At 67.2% G+C, this 14,763-nt stretch carries 16 protein-coding genes; 8 read left to right on the top strand and 8 right to left on the bottom strand.

What is annotated here, in order from left to right; genetic code table 11:
• The 4 genes from FZ983_RS09990 (at position 1) to lexA (ending at position 3,126) form a co-directional block, all read left to right on the top strand.
• Positions 1 to 474 (top strand): GNAT family N-acetyltransferase, encoded by a 474-nt coding sequence (locus tag FZ983_RS09990; RefSeq protein WP_149223407.1) that lies wholly within the window; start codon positions 1 to 3, stop codon positions 472 to 474.
• Positions 471 to 971: a cyclic pyranopterin monophosphate synthase MoaC gene (gene moaC / locus FZ983_RS09985; RefSeq protein WP_149223406.1), complete on the top strand. Its 501-nt coding sequence runs from the start codon at positions 471 to 473 to the stop codon at positions 969 to 971. The genes FZ983_RS09990 and moaC overlap by 4 nt, the downstream gene beginning before the upstream one ends.
• Positions 972 to 975: 4 nt before the next feature.
• A complete protein-coding gene (gene glp, locus FZ983_RS09980; protein ID WP_149223405.1) occupies positions 976 to 2,205 on the top strand; it encodes a gephyrin-like molybdotransferase Glp in 1,230 nt (409 codons plus the stop codon).
• Between the two features lie 198 nt (positions 2,206 to 2,403).
• Positions 2,404 to 3,126, top strand: a complete 723-nt coding sequence (lexA, locus tag FZ983_RS09975; protein ID WP_149223404.1) for a transcriptional repressor LexA — start codon at positions 2,404 to 2,406, stop codon at positions 3,124 to 3,126.
• 121 nt (positions 3,127 to 3,247) lie between these two features.
• Here lexA and FZ983_RS09970 read toward each other — a convergent pair whose 3' ends face one another.
• On the bottom strand, positions 3,248 to 5,329 hold the full coding sequence (locus FZ983_RS09970; RefSeq protein WP_247883694.1) for a ComEC/Rec2 family competence protein: 2,082 nt from the start codon (positions 5,327 to 5,329) through the stop codon (positions 3,248 to 3,250).
• 252 nt (positions 5,330 to 5,581) lie between these two features.
• On the opposite strand from FZ983_RS09970, the gene gltX reads away from it, so the two are divergent.
• The 3 genes from gltX to FZ983_RS34015 all read left to right on the top strand — a co-directional run bounded on the left by gltX (position 5,582) and on the right by FZ983_RS34015 (position 8,598).
• A complete protein-coding gene (gene gltX / locus FZ983_RS09965) occupies positions 5,582 to 6,988 on the top strand; it encodes a glutamate--tRNA ligase (RefSeq protein WP_149223402.1) in 1,407 nt (468 codons plus the stop codon).
• Between the two features lie 100 nt (positions 6,989 to 7,088).
• The gene (gene gltA / locus FZ983_RS09960) at positions 7,089 to 8,402 is read left to right on the top strand and encodes a citrate synthase (protein WP_149223401.1); all 1,314 of its coding nucleotides are present in this window, start codon (positions 7,089 to 7,091) and stop codon (positions 8,400 to 8,402) included.
• 22 nt (positions 8,403 to 8,424) lie between these two features.
• Complete coding sequence (locus tag FZ983_RS34015) at positions 8,425 to 8,598, top strand: hypothetical protein (RefSeq protein WP_188092283.1); 174 nt, start codon at positions 8,425 to 8,427, stop codon at positions 8,596 to 8,598.
• A 9-nt stretch (positions 8,599 to 8,607) separates the two neighbouring features.
• On the opposite strand, the gene FZ983_RS09955 is transcribed toward FZ983_RS34015, so the two are convergent.
• Positions 8,608 to 9,006, bottom strand: a complete 399-nt coding sequence (locus FZ983_RS09955) for a rhodanese-like domain-containing protein (protein ID WP_149223400.1) — start codon at positions 9,004 to 9,006, stop codon at positions 8,608 to 8,610.
• Between the two features lie 87 nt (positions 9,007 to 9,093).
• Between FZ983_RS09955 and ftrA the strand changes: the two genes are divergently transcribed.
• Positions 9,094 to 10,122: a transcriptional regulator FtrA gene (gene ftrA / locus FZ983_RS09950; RefSeq protein WP_149223399.1), complete on the top strand. Its 1,029-nt coding sequence runs from the start codon at positions 9,094 to 9,096 to the stop codon at positions 10,120 to 10,122.
• Between the two features lie 12 nt (positions 10,123 to 10,134).
• On the opposite strand, the gene gloA is transcribed toward ftrA, so the two are convergent.
• From gloA to FZ983_RS09920, 6 genes are all read right to left on the bottom strand, one after another.
• Positions 10,135 to 10,530: a lactoylglutathione lyase gene (gene gloA, locus FZ983_RS09945; protein ID WP_149223398.1), complete on the bottom strand. Its 396-nt coding sequence runs from the start codon at positions 10,528 to 10,530 to the stop codon at positions 10,135 to 10,137.
• Between the two features lie 24 nt (positions 10,531 to 10,554).
• Positions 10,555 to 11,778: a lipid-A-disaccharide synthase gene (lpxB, locus tag FZ983_RS09940; RefSeq protein ID WP_149223397.1), complete on the bottom strand. Its 1,224-nt coding sequence runs from the start codon at positions 11,776 to 11,778 to the stop codon at positions 10,555 to 10,557.
• Entirely contained in the window at positions 11,775 to 12,617 is an 843-nt protein-coding gene (lpxI, locus tag FZ983_RS09935; RefSeq protein ID WP_149223396.1) for a UDP-2,3-diacylglucosamine diphosphatase LpxI, read from the bottom strand. Before lpxI ends, lpxB begins: the two co-directional genes overlap by 4 nt.
• 12 nt (positions 12,618 to 12,629) lie before the next feature.
• On the bottom strand, positions 12,630 to 13,424 hold the full coding sequence (gene lpxA / locus FZ983_RS09930) for an acyl-ACP--UDP-N-acetylglucosamine O-acyltransferase (protein ID WP_149223395.1): 795 nt from the start codon (positions 13,422 to 13,424) through the stop codon (positions 12,630 to 12,632).
• Positions 13,421 to 13,903, bottom strand: a complete 483-nt coding sequence (gene fabZ / locus FZ983_RS09925; RefSeq protein WP_149223394.1) for a 3-hydroxyacyl-ACP dehydratase FabZ — start codon at positions 13,901 to 13,903, stop codon at positions 13,421 to 13,423. The genes lpxA and fabZ overlap by 4 nt, the downstream gene beginning before the upstream one ends.
• A 215-nt stretch (positions 13,904 to 14,118) precedes the next feature.
• Positions 14,119 to 14,763: an OmpH family outer membrane protein gene (locus tag FZ983_RS09920; RefSeq protein WP_149223393.1), complete on the bottom strand. Its 645-nt coding sequence runs from the start codon at positions 14,761 to 14,763 to the stop codon at positions 14,119 to 14,121.

The following is a 14,763-nucleotide window of genomic DNA, read 5'->3' as shown; positions in this document are numbered from 1 at the left end:
ATGCCGGACATCGTCATCGCCGCGGAAAGCCCGCGCCAGGATCAGGTGGTCGCGCTGGTTGCCGCACTTGACCGCTATCTGCTGGATCTTTATCCGGCCGACACCTGTCACCTGCTCGACATCGCGGAGTTGGAGGCGCCGGACCTGCGCTTCTTCGTCGCCCGCAAGGACGGCGTTCCGGTCGGCTGTGCCGCGCTGCGCGTCGATCCCTCGGGCTATGGCGAGGTCAAGCGGATGTTCGTCGATCCCGCCGCCCGCGGCCACCGCATCGGCGAACGGCTGCTGGCCCGGCTGGAGGAGCAGGCGCGGGCGGAGGGGCTGACCGCCTTGCTGTTGGAATCCGGCATCCATCAGCCCGAGGCGCTGGGGCTCTACCGCAAGGCCGGCTTCACCGACCGCGGTCCCTACGCCTGCTATAAAGAGAACGGCGTCAGCATCTTCATGGAAAAACCCCTGCGGGAGACCGTCGCATGAGCGGCTTCACCCATTTCGACGCCGAGGGCAAGGCGGTGATGGTCGACGTCTCCGACAAAGCGGATACCGAACGAACCGCCACCGCCGCCGCCACCGTGCTGATGCAGCCTGAAACCCTGGCGCTCATCACGCAGGGCGGGGTCAAGAAGGGCGACGTGCTGTCGGTCGCCCGGCTGGCCGGCATCATGGGGGCCAAGCGCACGCCGGACCTGATCCCGCTGTGCCACCCGCTGATGCTGACCTCGGTCAAGGTCGACCTGTCCTGCGACCCGGTGCGCAACGCGGTGGACGTCACCGCCACCTGCAAGCTGAAGGGTCAGACGGGCGTGGAGATGGAGGCGCTGACCGCCGTAACCATCGCGGCCCTGACCGTCTACGACATGTGCAAGGCGGTGGACCGCGGAATGACCGTCACCGACGTCCGCCTGCTGCACAAGGCCGGCGGCAAGAGCGGCGAATGGGGCGCTGCCGCCACCGCTCCCACAGCCGGAACCTGACGCCATGATCTCCGTCGCAGAGGCGCGCGCCCGCATCCTGTCGGCCTTCGCCCCTCTGCCGGCGGAGGTGGTGGCTCTGCCCGACGCGCTCGGCCGCGTGCTGGCCGAACCTGTGATCGCCCGGCTGACCCAGCCGCCCTTCCACGCCGCAGCCATGGATGGCTGGGCGGTCCGCTCCGCCGACATAGCCGCCGCCACCGCCGACTCTCCTGTCTCCCTGCGCCGCATCGGCGAATCCTCCGCCGGCCATGCCTTTACCGGCAGCGTCGGTCCCGTCGAAGCGGTGCGCATCTTCACCGGCGCGCCGCTGCCCGACGGCGCCGACGCCGTGGTGATGCAGGAGGATTGCAGCGCCGACGATGCGACGGTCCACATCGGCCGGGCCGTCGCCGCCGGGCGTTTCGTCCGTCAGGCCGGCTTCGACTTCGCCCATGGGGAAGAGCTTCTGCCGAAGGGCCGGCGCCTGACCGCGCGCGACATCGCGCTGGCTGCAGGCGGCAATGTGCCCTGGCTGTCGGTCCATCGCCGGCCGCGCATCGCCATCCTCGCCACCGGCGACGAGATCGCCCTGCCCGGCGATCCGCTGGGGCCGAGCCAGATCGTCAGCACCAATGCTCTCGGCCTCTGTGCACTCGTCACCGCCCAGGGCGGGCTCGCCCACAATCTCGGCGTGGCAAAGGACACGCCCGACAGCGTCGCCGCCATGGCGAAGGGGGCCGCCGGCTGCGACCTGCTGGTCACCACCGGCGGCGCCGCCCATGGCGATTACGACCTGGTGCGCGACGTGCTGGCCGACCGCGGCGTGGCGCTGGAAGTGCAGACGGTGGCGATGCGGCCGGGCAAGGCACTGATGTTCGGCCGGGCCGGCGGGGTGCCGCTGCTGGGACTGCCCGGCAACCCGGTATCCACCGGCGTCACCGCCGTTCTGTTCCTGCGCCCGGTTCTGCGCCTGCTGCAGGGATTGCCGCCCGAAGACGACCGCCTGCCCCTGCGCGCCCGTTTGACCGTCGCACTGAGGGCCAACGACCGGCGCGAGGAGTATCTGCGTGCGACGCTGGCATCCGGCCCCGACGGTGTCCTGACCGTCACGCCCTTCGCCCGGCAGGACAGCGCCATCACCACGCTCTATGCCCAGGCCGACTGCCTGATCCCGCGCCCACCCAACGCCGACCCGGAACCGGCCGGCGCCATGGTGACCGTACTTCCTTTGACCGACGGAGCGCTCAGCATCTAGACTTGAACACGGCGCTTGGACGACGGATTGAACAGTTGAACATCACCTGGGAAACTGTTTCACGGTGTTCCGAATGTTCCGCTCAAGTTCTAAAAGAAGCGGATGGGGGGCTTGACGGACGGCAGGAACCAAACTAGAACATGGGGCAACGTTTAGTTTTTGTTCCATCTTCAGTCTGGCGACGGCCGGGAGGCATCCATGCTCACGCGCAAGCAGCACGAATTGCTGCTGTTCATCCACGAACGGCTCGGCCAGGGCGGAGTCTCGCCGTCGTTCGACGAGATGAAGGACGCCCTGGGGCTGAAGTCCAAGTCGGGTATCCACCGCCTCATCACCGGTCTTGAGGAACGCGGCTTCATCCGCCGCCTGCCCCACCGCGCCCGCGCGCTGGAGGTTCTCCGCCTGCCCGAAGGCCTGGACGCCGCCCGCTCCCGCACCGCGCCCAAGCCGAAGTTCCAGCCCAACGTCATCAAGGGCGATTTCGCCTTCGCCGGCCGCGACGCCGCTCCGCCCGCGCCCACCCCGGCCGCCGCGAACGAGACGGTGCAGCTCCCGCTCTATGGCCGCATCGCTGCCGGCACTCCGATCGAAGCGTTGCGCGACAACAGCGCCTTCGTCGACATCCCGGCCTCGATGCTGACTGGCGGCGACCATTACGCGCTGGAGGTCTCCGGCGATTCGATGATCGAGGCAGGCATCCTCGACCATGACACCATCATCATCCAGCGCTGCGACGCGGCGGAGAACGGCACCATCGTCGTGGCCTTGGTCGACGAGGGCGAGGTGACGCTGAAGCGCCTGCGCCGCAAGGGCAACACCATCGCCCTGGAGCCCGCCAACGCCGCCTATGAAACCCGCATCTTCGGCGCCGACCGCGTCCGCGTGCAGGGCAAGCTGGTCGGTCTGGTCCGCAAGTACTGAGTCCCTGTCGCCCCTCCCCGACCCTCCCCCGCCCTCGGCCGGCCAATGGCCGGTCCGATCCGCGGGAGAGGGATTGAGCGGCAGAGCGGCGGAGTTCCCTCTCCCGCCCAGCGGGGGAGGGTTAGGGAGGGGGTGTAGCTTCCCTCATCCTCCCCCCGGTCCAAGGCCGCTCTCCCCGTCCCCCCCGCACCGTCTCCACCTCTATTCCCGCCGCCGTCACCCACAGTGCATGCGCCCCCTCGTGCCGCAGCGCCCAGCGGTCGATCACGACCCCGGCCCGGCATCCCCGCGCCACTGCCGCCGTCACCACCGCATCGGCCGCCCCGCAATCCTCGTCCAACGCATCCGGCAGTCGCGGGAGGGCGACAGTCCTCCCCTTGATCCGGTACAGACACCCCAGCGCATCGCAGTTCAGCGACCGCTCCCCCTCGCTCCATCCCCCTGCAGCAGGCCAGGGATCCGCCGCCGATCGCTCGCCATCGCGCTCCCGCCATGTCTCGATCACTCGGCCCCCAGTCTTGCCCGAAGCGCTGAGGCGACCATCCGGCATCCGCACCGCCATCACAGTCCCATCCCCCGCGACAAGCACGTCCGGCCGCGTGACCAGCGCCGGCGAAGCCAGCCCTGCCATAATCGGCAGCAGCCCCAGCCAACGCCACCGCCGGGTCCAGACGCACAGCCAGATGCCGCCCAGCACCAGCGCTGCGAACCCTTCCACCGGCATCGCCGGCATGGTCAGGGAGGCCCCGGGAAGACGGCCGAAGAACTCCGCAGTCCAGATCACCGCCCGGTCGCCCCAGTTCATCGCGATCAGCGCCGGCGCCTCCAGCCCGAAGGGCATCAGGGCGTAGGCGATCAAGCTCCACGGCATTACCCAGAAGGATGTGATCGGAATGGCGATCAGGTTGGACAGCACGCCATAGAAGGCGATCTGCTGGAAGTGGAAGAGTGCGAACGGCAGTGTCGCCAGCGTCGCCACCACACTGGTCAGCAGGATGCCGCCGACATAGAGCAGGCCGCGCAGAAACCACCCCGCCTCGCTGCGCCATTCCGCCAGTCGCGGACTGCCGCGCTCGAAGGCGGCGATCAGCGCCACCACCGCCGCGAAGGACATCTGGAAACTGGGGCCTAGCATCCCCTCCGGGTCCATGGCGATGGTGACCAACCCGGCGAAGGCGACCAACCGCATGCTCAGCGGGTGGCGGTCCAGCATGATCGCGCCCATCACCATGCCGGTCATCAACACCGACCGTACCGTCGGCAGCGGCGCCCCGACCAGCAGCGTATAGGCCAAGGCCGACAGGATACCGAACAGCGCCGCGATCTTTTTAATCGGCCAACGCAAGGCGATGGCGGGCACCAGCGCCAGCAAAGCCCTGACCACATAGAACAGAATGCCGGCGGCAATGCCCACATGCAGGCCGGAGATCGACAGCAGGTGCGCCAGACCGCTGTTGCGGAAATCCTCCAGTGTCTCGTCCGGGATGCCGAACTGCTCCCCATTCAGCAGTGCGGTGGTGACCCTCGCCTCCACCGGATCGCCGATGGTCGCAGCCACCCGCTCGGCGATCACACCGCGCGCCCGCTCGAACGCCACCGTCACCACCTGCCAGCCCGTGACCGGCTGGGCCTCGACCAATTCCACCGCACCAGTGGCGAAACCGGTCCCGCCCAGCCCCATGAACCAAGCCCGCCGCTGAAAGTCGAAGGCGCCCGGTTCGGCCGGGGCCTGGGGCGGCAGCAGCGTGGCACGCAGCCGCACCACCGATCCCGGATCGGGCGCCGCATGGCGGTCCGGCAGGCGGACACGCAACGCGGCCGGCGTCTGCTCAGGCGTCAGCCGGCTGACCGTCGGCTCCCGCAGTGTGACGCGGGTGGCACCCGGCCGCCGTTCCACCGCCATTACGCGGCCGGTGATCGTCGCACCCGTGACGACGCGGGTCAGCACCGGCGCCGCCACCCGAGCGCTGTGCCACTGCGCCACCAGGAACCCCGCAGCCACCATCAGCAGCGCCATTGCCGCGCCGAACAGCGCGAACCAGCGCCGCAGGGCCAGAAGCAGCACGGCACACACCCCGCAGGCCGCAGGCCCGATCCACCACTCCGGCTCCCGCATCAGGCCGAAATACAGCGACACACCGGCCCCGAAGGCGACGGGAAGCCACAGGACCCAGCGGTCCCCCTCCGCCTCCGCCAGGGACACGAGTCGCCTCCCGATGTGGAACCACAGGCGCCGACAACGCCCACCGGCCCCAACTGGACCCTCCGACTCCTCCTCAGGCCAGCCGGCAACCGTCACCGGTGACGGCTTTCCGGCGCAGGGATGCCGCCCGCATGCTCCTCAACGACCGTCCATGCGTGCATCGCATTGCCTCCCAACCCGGTGGCTGTGTTAAACCTCGGTGTCGAACCACCGGCGCATCATACCAGCGCCGAACCGGAAATTGAGAGACCGATGACTGTCGTCACCCGCTTCGCTCCGTCGCCGACCGGCTTTCTGCACATCGGCGGTGGCCGCACCGCCCTGTTCAACTGGCTGTACGCCCGAAACACCGGCGGCAAGTTCCTGCTGCGGATCGAAGACACCGACCGGCAACGCTCGACCCAGGCGGCGGTCGACGCCATCCTGGACGGGCTGCAGTGGCTGGGCCTGGATTGGGATGGCGACGCGGTCAGCCAGTTCGAGCGCAAGGACCGCCATGCCGAGGTGGCGCACCAGATGCTGGCCGCCGGCAAGGCCTATCGCTGCTACTGCAGCCCGGAAGAGCTGGAGGAAATGCGCGCCGCCCAGAAGGCCGCCGGACAGCCGATGCGCTACGACGGCCGCTGGCGCGACCGCCCCGAATCCGACGCGCCTCCCGGCGTCGCCCCGGTGATCCGCCTGAAGGCGCCGCAGGAAGGCCAGACGGTCCTGAACGACCTCGTCCAGGGCGAGGTGACGGTGCAGAACGCCCAGTTGGACGACCTGATCCTGCTGCGCGCCGACGGCACGCCGACCTATCTGCTTGCGGTGGTGGTGGACGACCACGACATGGACGTCACCCACGTCATCCGCGGCGACGACCATCTGACCAACACCTTCCGGCAGATCCAGATTTTCAACGCGATGGGCTGGGACCTGCCGCGCTTCGGCCATATCCCGCTGATCCACGGGCCGGACGGCGCCAAGCTGTCCAAGCGCCACGGCGCGCTGGGCGTCGATGCCTACCGCGACATGGGCTATCTGCCGGAGGCGGTGCGCAACTACCTGCTGCGGCTCGGCTGGTCGCATGGCGACGACGAGATCATCTCGACCGAACAGGCGATCGAGTGGTTCAACCTGGAGAGCATCGGCCGCTCGCCGTCGCGCTTCGATTTTGCCAAGCTGGAGAATCTCAACGCCCACTATATGCGTCTGGCCAACGATACCCGGCTTCTCGGGCTGATCGCCCCGCGGCTGGAGGCCGACCTCGGCCGCAGCCTGACCGACGCGGATCGCGACCTTCTGACGCGGGCGATGAACGGCCTGAAGCAGCGGGCCCGTACGGTCGTCGATCTGGCGCAGAGCGCCCGCTTCTATGTCGCAGCGCAGCCGCTCAGCTATGACGAAAAAGCATCCGCGCTGCTGGACGAAAAGGGCCGCGGGCTGTTGAAGGAACTGGCCGAAGCCTTTGCCGGCGAACCGGATTTCACCGCCGCGGCGCTGGAGGCGCAGGTCCGTGCCTTCGCCGAGGCACGGGGTGAAAAGCTGGGCAAGGTGGCACAGCCGCTGCGTGCCGCGCTGACTGGTTCGACGGTGTCGCCGCCGATCTTCGAGGTGGCCGAACTGCTGGGTCGGGAAGCGACCCTTTCTCGCATCCGCGACGCAGCGGGTGCAGCATAAAGGTCATTTCCGTGCGTTGCCATCAGGCTGCCATGGAACTATGCTGCGCCGACGAAAAAAGGGCGTTAAGCCCGACCCTCAACGATAAGGACGTGCCGAGATGACCCAGACCGAGGACGGCAAGGACACCGTTACCCTCATCGACAATAAGACGGGCAAGCAGGTCACGATGCCGATCCTGCACGGCAGCGTCGGGCCGAGCGTGATCGACATCCGCAAGCTCTACGCCGCGACCGGCTATTTCACCTACGATCCGGGCTTCACCTCCACGGGCAGCTGCGAGTCGGGCATCACCTACATCGACGGCGACGAGGGTGTCCTGCTGCACCGCGGCTACGCCATCGATGAGCTGGCCGAGAACTCCACCTTCCCGGAAGTCTGCTTCCTCCTGCTCAACAACCATCTGCCGACCGCGGCAGAGCGCACCGATTTCGAGAACATCCTGCGCCGCCACTCGATGGTGCACGAGCAGCTGACCAAGTTCTACAGCGGCTTCCGCCGTGACGCCCACCCGATGGCGATCATGTGCGGTGTCGTCGGTGCGCTGTCGGCCTTCTACCACGACTCGCTGGACATCAACGATCCGCAGGAGCGCAAGATCGCCGCGCACCGCCTGATCGCCAAGATGCCGACGATCGCGGCGATGGCCTACAAGTATTCGACCGGCCAGCCCTTCATGTATCCGCGCAACGACCTGTCGTATGCGGAGAACTTCCTCTACATGACCTTCGGCACGCCCTGCGAGCCGTTCAAGGTCAACCCGATCCTGTCCAAGGCGATGGACAAGATCTTCATCCTCCATGCCGACCACGAGCAGAACGCTTCGACCTCGACCGTCCGTCTGGCCGGTTCGTCGGGCGCCAACCCGTTCGCCTGCATCGCCGCCGGCATCGCCTCGCTGTGGGGTCCGGCCCATGGTGGTGCGAACGAAGCCGTGCTGAAGATGCTGGAGGAGATCGGCTCTGTCGACCGCATTCCCGAGTTCGTCCGCCGCGCCAAGGACAAGAACGACAACTTCCGCCTGATGGGCTTCGGTCACCGGGTCTACAAGAACTACGACCCGCGCGCCCAGGTCATGCGCCAGACATGCCACGAGGTCCTCGGCGAACTCGGCATCAAGGACGAGCCGCTGCTGGACATCGCGATGGAGCTGGAGAAGATCGCCCTGTCGGACGAGTACTTCATCGAGAAGAAGCTCTATCCGAACGTCGATTTCTATTCGGGCATCATCCTGAAGGCGATGGGCTTCCCGACCAGCATGTTCACCGTGCTGTTCGCGCTGGCCCGCACCGTCGGCTGGATCAGCCAGTGGAAGGAGATGATCGAGGACCCGGTGCAGAAGATCGGCCGTCCGCGTCAGCTCTACACCGGCGACACCAAGCGGCCGTTCGTGCCGCTGGCTGAGCGTGGCTAACCGGCCAACAGCACATGTGGGAATGGGCGGCTCCAACGGAGCCGCCCAGGACCCTACTGCGTACATCGTTCCGGCCCGGCGCGTGCGCCTGCGCTCGCCGGCCAACGACAACCGGGCTCCGCTTGGCTGGCGGGTCCGTCGATTTATCGTCTATCTGCTGATCCTGGCCCTGGTCGCCGGTATCGTCTTCATCTGAAGCAATTCCTCAGTTCCCGCTTTCCAGCGCGAAGCCCTCGTCGATCCAGCCCGTCACGCCGCCAATCATCAGCTTGACCGGCCGCCCGATCCTCGCCAGCCGCAAGGCCGCGCGATCTGCACCATTGCAGTGCGGGCCGGCACAATAGACGACGAACAGCGTTCCCTCCTCCCATTCCTCCATCCGCCGTTCCGTGATCTTGCCATGCGGCAGGTTCAGCGCCCCCGGCACATGCCCGCGGGCGAAGGCCGCCGGACCGCGCACGTCGAGCAAGACGAAGTCGGGCGTACCGGATTTCAGCGATTCATGCACATCCCAGCAGTCGGTCTCCAGCGACAGCTTGCGGGCGAAATGGCTGGCGGCATCCGCAGGGGTCGCGGCTGGGATTTCGGTGACGAGGCTGGTCATCGGGCTCTCCTGGGCGGGTTTCATCCGCATCATCCCAACCGGCACTTCCGCTGGAAAGTGGCGCAACTGACAGCTATCGTTCAGATCATGCCAAATGCCACGCCACCGCTTGCCGTAGCCCTCGCCTATGATGGCCTGTGCACCTTCGAGTTCGGGGTCGCCATCGAAGTGTTCGGGCTGCCGCGACCGGAACTCGGACCCGACTGGTATCGCTTCGCCGTCGCTGCACTCGATCCTGGCCCATTGCGGGCGATGGGCGGAATCCGCATCGAGGCCGATGGCGGGCTCGATCTGCTCGACCAAGCTGACATCATCGTCATTCCCGGCTGGCGCGGCGCTCGCGAACCAGTGCCTGTCCAACTAATTGAGGCGCTGCGCCGGGCCGATGGCCGGGGATCGCGCATCCTCTCGATCTGCTCCGGTGCCTTCGTGCTGGCCGCCGCCGACTTGCTGAAGGGCCGCCGCGCGACGACCCACTGGCGCTATGCCGCAACCCTTGGGGAGCTTTATCCCGACATACGCGTGGTGCCTGACGTTCTCTATGTGGATGAGGGCAACATCCTGACCTCTGCCGGCAGCGCCGCCGGCATAGACCTTTGCCTGCATCTGGTGCGCCGCGATTTCGGACCCGAGGCCGCCAACAGCGTCGCCCGCCGTCTGGTGGTCCAGCCCCACCGCGAGGGCGGACAGGCGCAGTTCATCGAGGCGCCGGTACCCACCGCCCGCGAAGGCGCCCGTCTCGGCCCGCTGCTCGACCATCTGCGGGAAACGCTGGCGGAGGACCACAGCCTGTCCAGCATGGCGTCGCGTGCCGGCATGAGCCTGCGCACCTTCCTGCGCCGGTTTCAGGCGCTTACCGGCTCCACCCCCGGCGAATGGCTGGCGACAGAGCGGCTGAACCGCGCCCGTGATCTGCTGGAACGCGGAAGCCTGCCGGTCGAAGAGGTCGCGACCCTCGCCGGCTTCGGCTCCGCCGCCACCTTGCGGCATCATTTCCGTCAGCGCCTGGGCATCAGCCCGGCCAGCTACCGCGCCCGCTTCCGCCGCGATCCGGCGCCGTCCACATACCACAAGGGCGCGGCCGTTGCCGACCGCGCCCCCGTCCGAAGCCGATGACCGGCGGAACGATCACTTCCTCTCGATCAGCTCGACCTTGTAGCCGTCGGGATCCTCGATGAAGGCGATCACGGTGGTGCCGTGCTTCATCGGACCCGGCGGGCGCGGAATCTTGACGCCTTCCGCGGCGAGCTTCTCGCAGGTGCCGTAGATGTCGGGAACGCCGAGCGCGATGTGACCATAGGCGGTGCCGATCTCGTACGGCTCCTTCTGGTCCCAGTTATGGGTCAGTTCCAGAACGGCGGTATCGGACTCCTCGCCATAGCCGACGAAGGCCAGGGTGAAACGGCCACCCTCATAGTCATTGCGGCGCAGCAGCTTCATGCCGAGCAGACGGGTGTAGAAGTCCAAAGACTTCTCCAGATCCAGCACGCGCAGCATCGTATGCAGCAGACGGAATTCGCTCATGGTCTCTATTCTCCCGCTTGGCGATTAACTGAGCGGTTGCTCAACTGTCTTGGGGCGGCGTTCTTGAACGACGTCCAGGATGGTGCGGGCAGCACGTTCGCTGGGCGGAATATCCCCCTGCCCCAGCCAGCGGGCCACCTCGGCGACACCGTCGACCTGCGCCTGACGCGCCGCCGGATCGTCGAGCAAACGCCCCAACTCGGCCGCCAGTCTATCCGGCCGGCAGTCCCGCTGCAGCAGTTCCGGAACCAGCATCCGATCGAGCATCAGGTTGACGAGATTGACGTACTTCACCCGTATCAGCCGGCGATAGAGCGCAACGGTGATCGGATTCAGCCGGTAGGCGATAACAGTCGGCAGTCGCGCGAGCGCCAGTTCCAGCGCCACGGTCCCCGACGCGGCGAGCGCCGCCTCCGCCGCCGCGAAGGCGTCATACTTCTCGGCATCCCCTTCCACCAGCAGGGTGCGGACCGGCCAATCGGCGATGGAGGAGGCGACACGGTCGCGCACCGTCGCCACGGTCGGCACAACCGCAACAAGATTGGGATGGGTTGGGCGCAACAGGTCCAGCGTCGCGCGAAAGTCGGGCAGCAGACGCGATACCTCTCCCTTGCGGCTGCCTGGGAGCACCATGACGATCCGCTCGTCCGCCGCGATGCCACGCCGCTCGCGGAATGCCGCACCATCGCCTTTCCCCGCACCACCCTCGACGACCGAATGGCCGACGAAGGTGCAGGCCAGCCCCTCCTTCTCGAAATACGGAGGCTCGAAAGGCAGAACGGCGAGGAGATGGTCATAGATGGCAGCATATTTGGCCGCCCGCTTGGGCTTCCAGGCCCACACCGTGGGCGCCACATAGTGAATCAGCGGAATGGCGGGCTCGGCGGCGCGCACCTTCTTCGCCACCCGCACGGTGAAGCCCGGCGAATCGATGCCCACGACGACGTCCGGCCGCAGCCGGACGATCTCCGCGACGGTCTGGTCGATCCGGCGGATCAGGTTCGGCAGATGCGGCAGCAGCTCGAAGATGCCGAACAGGCTCAACTCACCCATGGGGAAAAGGCTGACCAGCCCTTCCCCCGTCATCTTCTCGCCGCCGATGCCGACGAAACGCACCTTGCCGCCGGTCAGCCGCTTTGCTGCGGCCATCAGCCGCGCGCCCAGCGCATCGCCCGACGGTTCGCCGGCGATCAGGAACAGGGTCGGGCCATCATCGGCCGCCACATCGGTCGCCGGGTTGATGATCATTGCAAAATCTCGATGCCGGTGACGAACAAACCGAGCCGGTCGGCCGTCGCCGCCACTGCTGCGCGATCTACCAGCAGGCTACCGCCGGCTTCCACCGCGATCCCGCGCAGCCCGGCGGCGGCGGCCCTCTCGACCGTCGTGACGCCCATGGTCGGCAGGTCGATGCGACGGTCCTGCTTCGGCTTCTTCACCTTGACCAGCACCCCACCGGGTCCGGGCCGTGACAGACCGGCACAGCGGTCGAGCATGGCATCTGTGCCCTCGATGGCCTCGACAGCAAGCACGATGCCTTGCTGGACCACCGCACCCTGCCCGACATCGAGCGCACCCAACGCACGGGCGACCTCCACCGCGCGGGCGATGTCGCGCTCCGCCTCGGCATCCGGGGCCAGACGACCGACCGGGCCGGGCGTGGTCAGCAGATCCTTCAACAGGTCATGCAGGCCGACGACGCGGAAGCCATCCTCCTCCACCTCGCGGACCACGGCGCGCAGCAGCCCATCGTCACCGAGCGCCCTAGTTCCGACGCGGGCGAGGAAGCGAGCGGTGCGCCAGTCCGGCATCAGCTCCGTGAAGGACGGTCGCTTCACCGGCCCTGCAAGGACGACCTCGCCGACGCCCTCCTCATGGAGGCGGCGCAGGATGCTGCCCGCGGCGCCGAAGCGGCTCCACACATGCGGAAGCCCGACGACCGTTTCGGGATCGGTATGGCCGTCGAAGGCGACGACGAAGACCTCACGCCCCTGCCCGCGCACCGCGCTGGCGATGCGCGCCGGCAGCGTGCCGCCGCCGGCCAGGATCGCAAGCTTGGCACCGGCAGCCTGATGGATATCGGCCATCGGCCGGCGGCCTCAGCTCTCGCGCGGCTGGCAGAGGGAGCGCGCTTCCTTGGCACGGATGAAGGACAGCACGTCCGAAATCAGCGCACGCTCGCCGAAATCGCGACCGACCTCCTCCACCCGCTCGGCGAAGGTTCCCTCCGGACCGAACAGCATGCGGTAGGCCGCACGCAGTGCGTGGATGTCATCCTTCTTGAAGCCGCGCCGCTCCAGCCCGACGAGGTTCAGGCCGGCAAGGCGGGCGCGGTCGCCCATCACCAGACCGAAGGGAATCACGTCGTTCTCGACGCCGGACATGCCGCCGATCATGGCGTGCGAACCGATGCGCACGAACTGGCGCACAGCCGAAAGCCCGCCGATGATGACGTAGTCGCCCAGCGTCACATGGCCGCCCAGCGTGGCGTTGTTCGCCATGATCACATGGTCGCCGACGATGCAGTCATGCGCCACATGCGAGCCCATCATGAAAAGCCCGTCGTCGCCGACGCGCGTGATCATGCCGCCACCCTCGGTGCCGGGATTCATCGTCACATGCTCGCGGATCTGGTTGCGGGCACCGATGACGAGTTCGGACGGTTCACCATGGAACTTCAGGTCCTGCGGGCGGTGGCCGATGGACGCGAAGGGATAGATGACGGTTTCGGCGCCGATGCTGGTGCGCCCATCGACAGCCACATGCGAAACCAGCCGAACGCCGTCGCCCAGCGTGACGTCGGGGCCGACGACGCAGAAGGGGCCGATGTCGACCCCCTCGCCCAGCCTGGCCGCGGGATCTACGATGGCGGACGGATGGATGGTGACGGTCATTTTTCGTCCAGGATCATGGCGGAATAGATGGCTTCAGCGACGAGGACGCCGTTGACCTTGGCCTCGCCCTTGAACTTCCACACGTTGGCGCGCTGGCGCTGCTTCGTCACATGGATGTGGATGGTGTCACCGGGGGTGACCGGGCGGCGGAAACGCGCCTCGTCCACGGTCATGAAATAGACCAGCTTGCCTTCGGCATCCGGCCCGAGCGTGGCGACCACTAGCACGGCGGAGGTCTGCGCCATCGCCTCGATGATCAGCACGCCGGGCATCACCGGACGCGACGGGAAATGGCCCTGGAAGAAGGGCTCGTTGATCGTGACGTTCTTCACGCCGGTGGCGCCTTCGCCCAGCGTCACATCGATCACCCGGTCGATCATCAGGATCGGGTAGCGATGCGGGATCATCTTCATGATCCGCGTGATGTCGATGTCGTCGATCTTGTTGCTCTGCGCGTTGTTGTCCGCCGTCACGTCCATTGTCCGGCCGCCCGCCTTTCCACCAACCGATAGGGTTCACCATTCCCCGTTCCCGGAGAACGGGCGCCGCCGCCCCAACAGGCAACGCCGGCGCCTTTTTGTTTGCTCCGCCTTCTTGCCCCATTTCCGCGGCGACCGCAACCGCCGAACCCGGAAACGCAACAGGGCCGCCACCTTCCCCGGTCGGGACGGCGACGGCCCTGCTCAGAAGGGCATTACTGCTTGGGAACGTTCAGCGCAACCTGCGGAAGCTTCTTGTTCACCCGCTCCATCACCGTGTCGGTGACGTCGAGCTGGGTGTCGACCAGGACGAACTGCTGACGGGCCAGAACGAGGTTGGCGCCGCGCTCGCGGGAGATCTCGGCGACCACATCGACCATCGTCTTGTGAACGACGGCCATCGCTTCGTTCAGGCTGGTCTCCAGTGCCCGTTTGCGGTTCTGGACCGTCTTCTGGACGTCGGCGACCTGCTTCTCGAAGTCGCGGCGCTTGGTGGCGAGCGCTTCCGGCGACAGGACGGTCTGCTGCTTGCGCAGTTCGTCCTCGGTCTTGCGGAGCTTGTCCTCCAGCGCGGAGATTTCCTTCTGGTAGGAATCGCGCAGCGATTCGAAGGACTTGGTGATGCCCTTCGACGCGGTGGATTCCTGCATGATCTTCTGGACGTCGATCACTGCGATGACCGGCGCCTTCAGCTCCGCACCGGGAGCCGGGGGCGTGGCCGCAGCCGTGGCCGCCTTCGGAGCCTCGGCCTTCGGCTGGGTTTGGGCCTGTGCCGACGTGGCGGCGAACAGGAGGCCGGCGACCGTGACGGCCGACAGGACGGCGACGCGGAACGGCGCCTTCGACTGGGTGAATTGCAT

It is taken from the genome of Azospirillum sp. B21 (genome assembly GCF_008364825.1).
GTDB lineage: Bacteria > Pseudomonadota > Alphaproteobacteria > Azospirillales > Azospirillaceae > Azospirillum.
The sequence above is the reverse complement of the archived record's forward strand: the minus strand, read 5'-3'. Positions and strand labels throughout refer to the sequence as shown.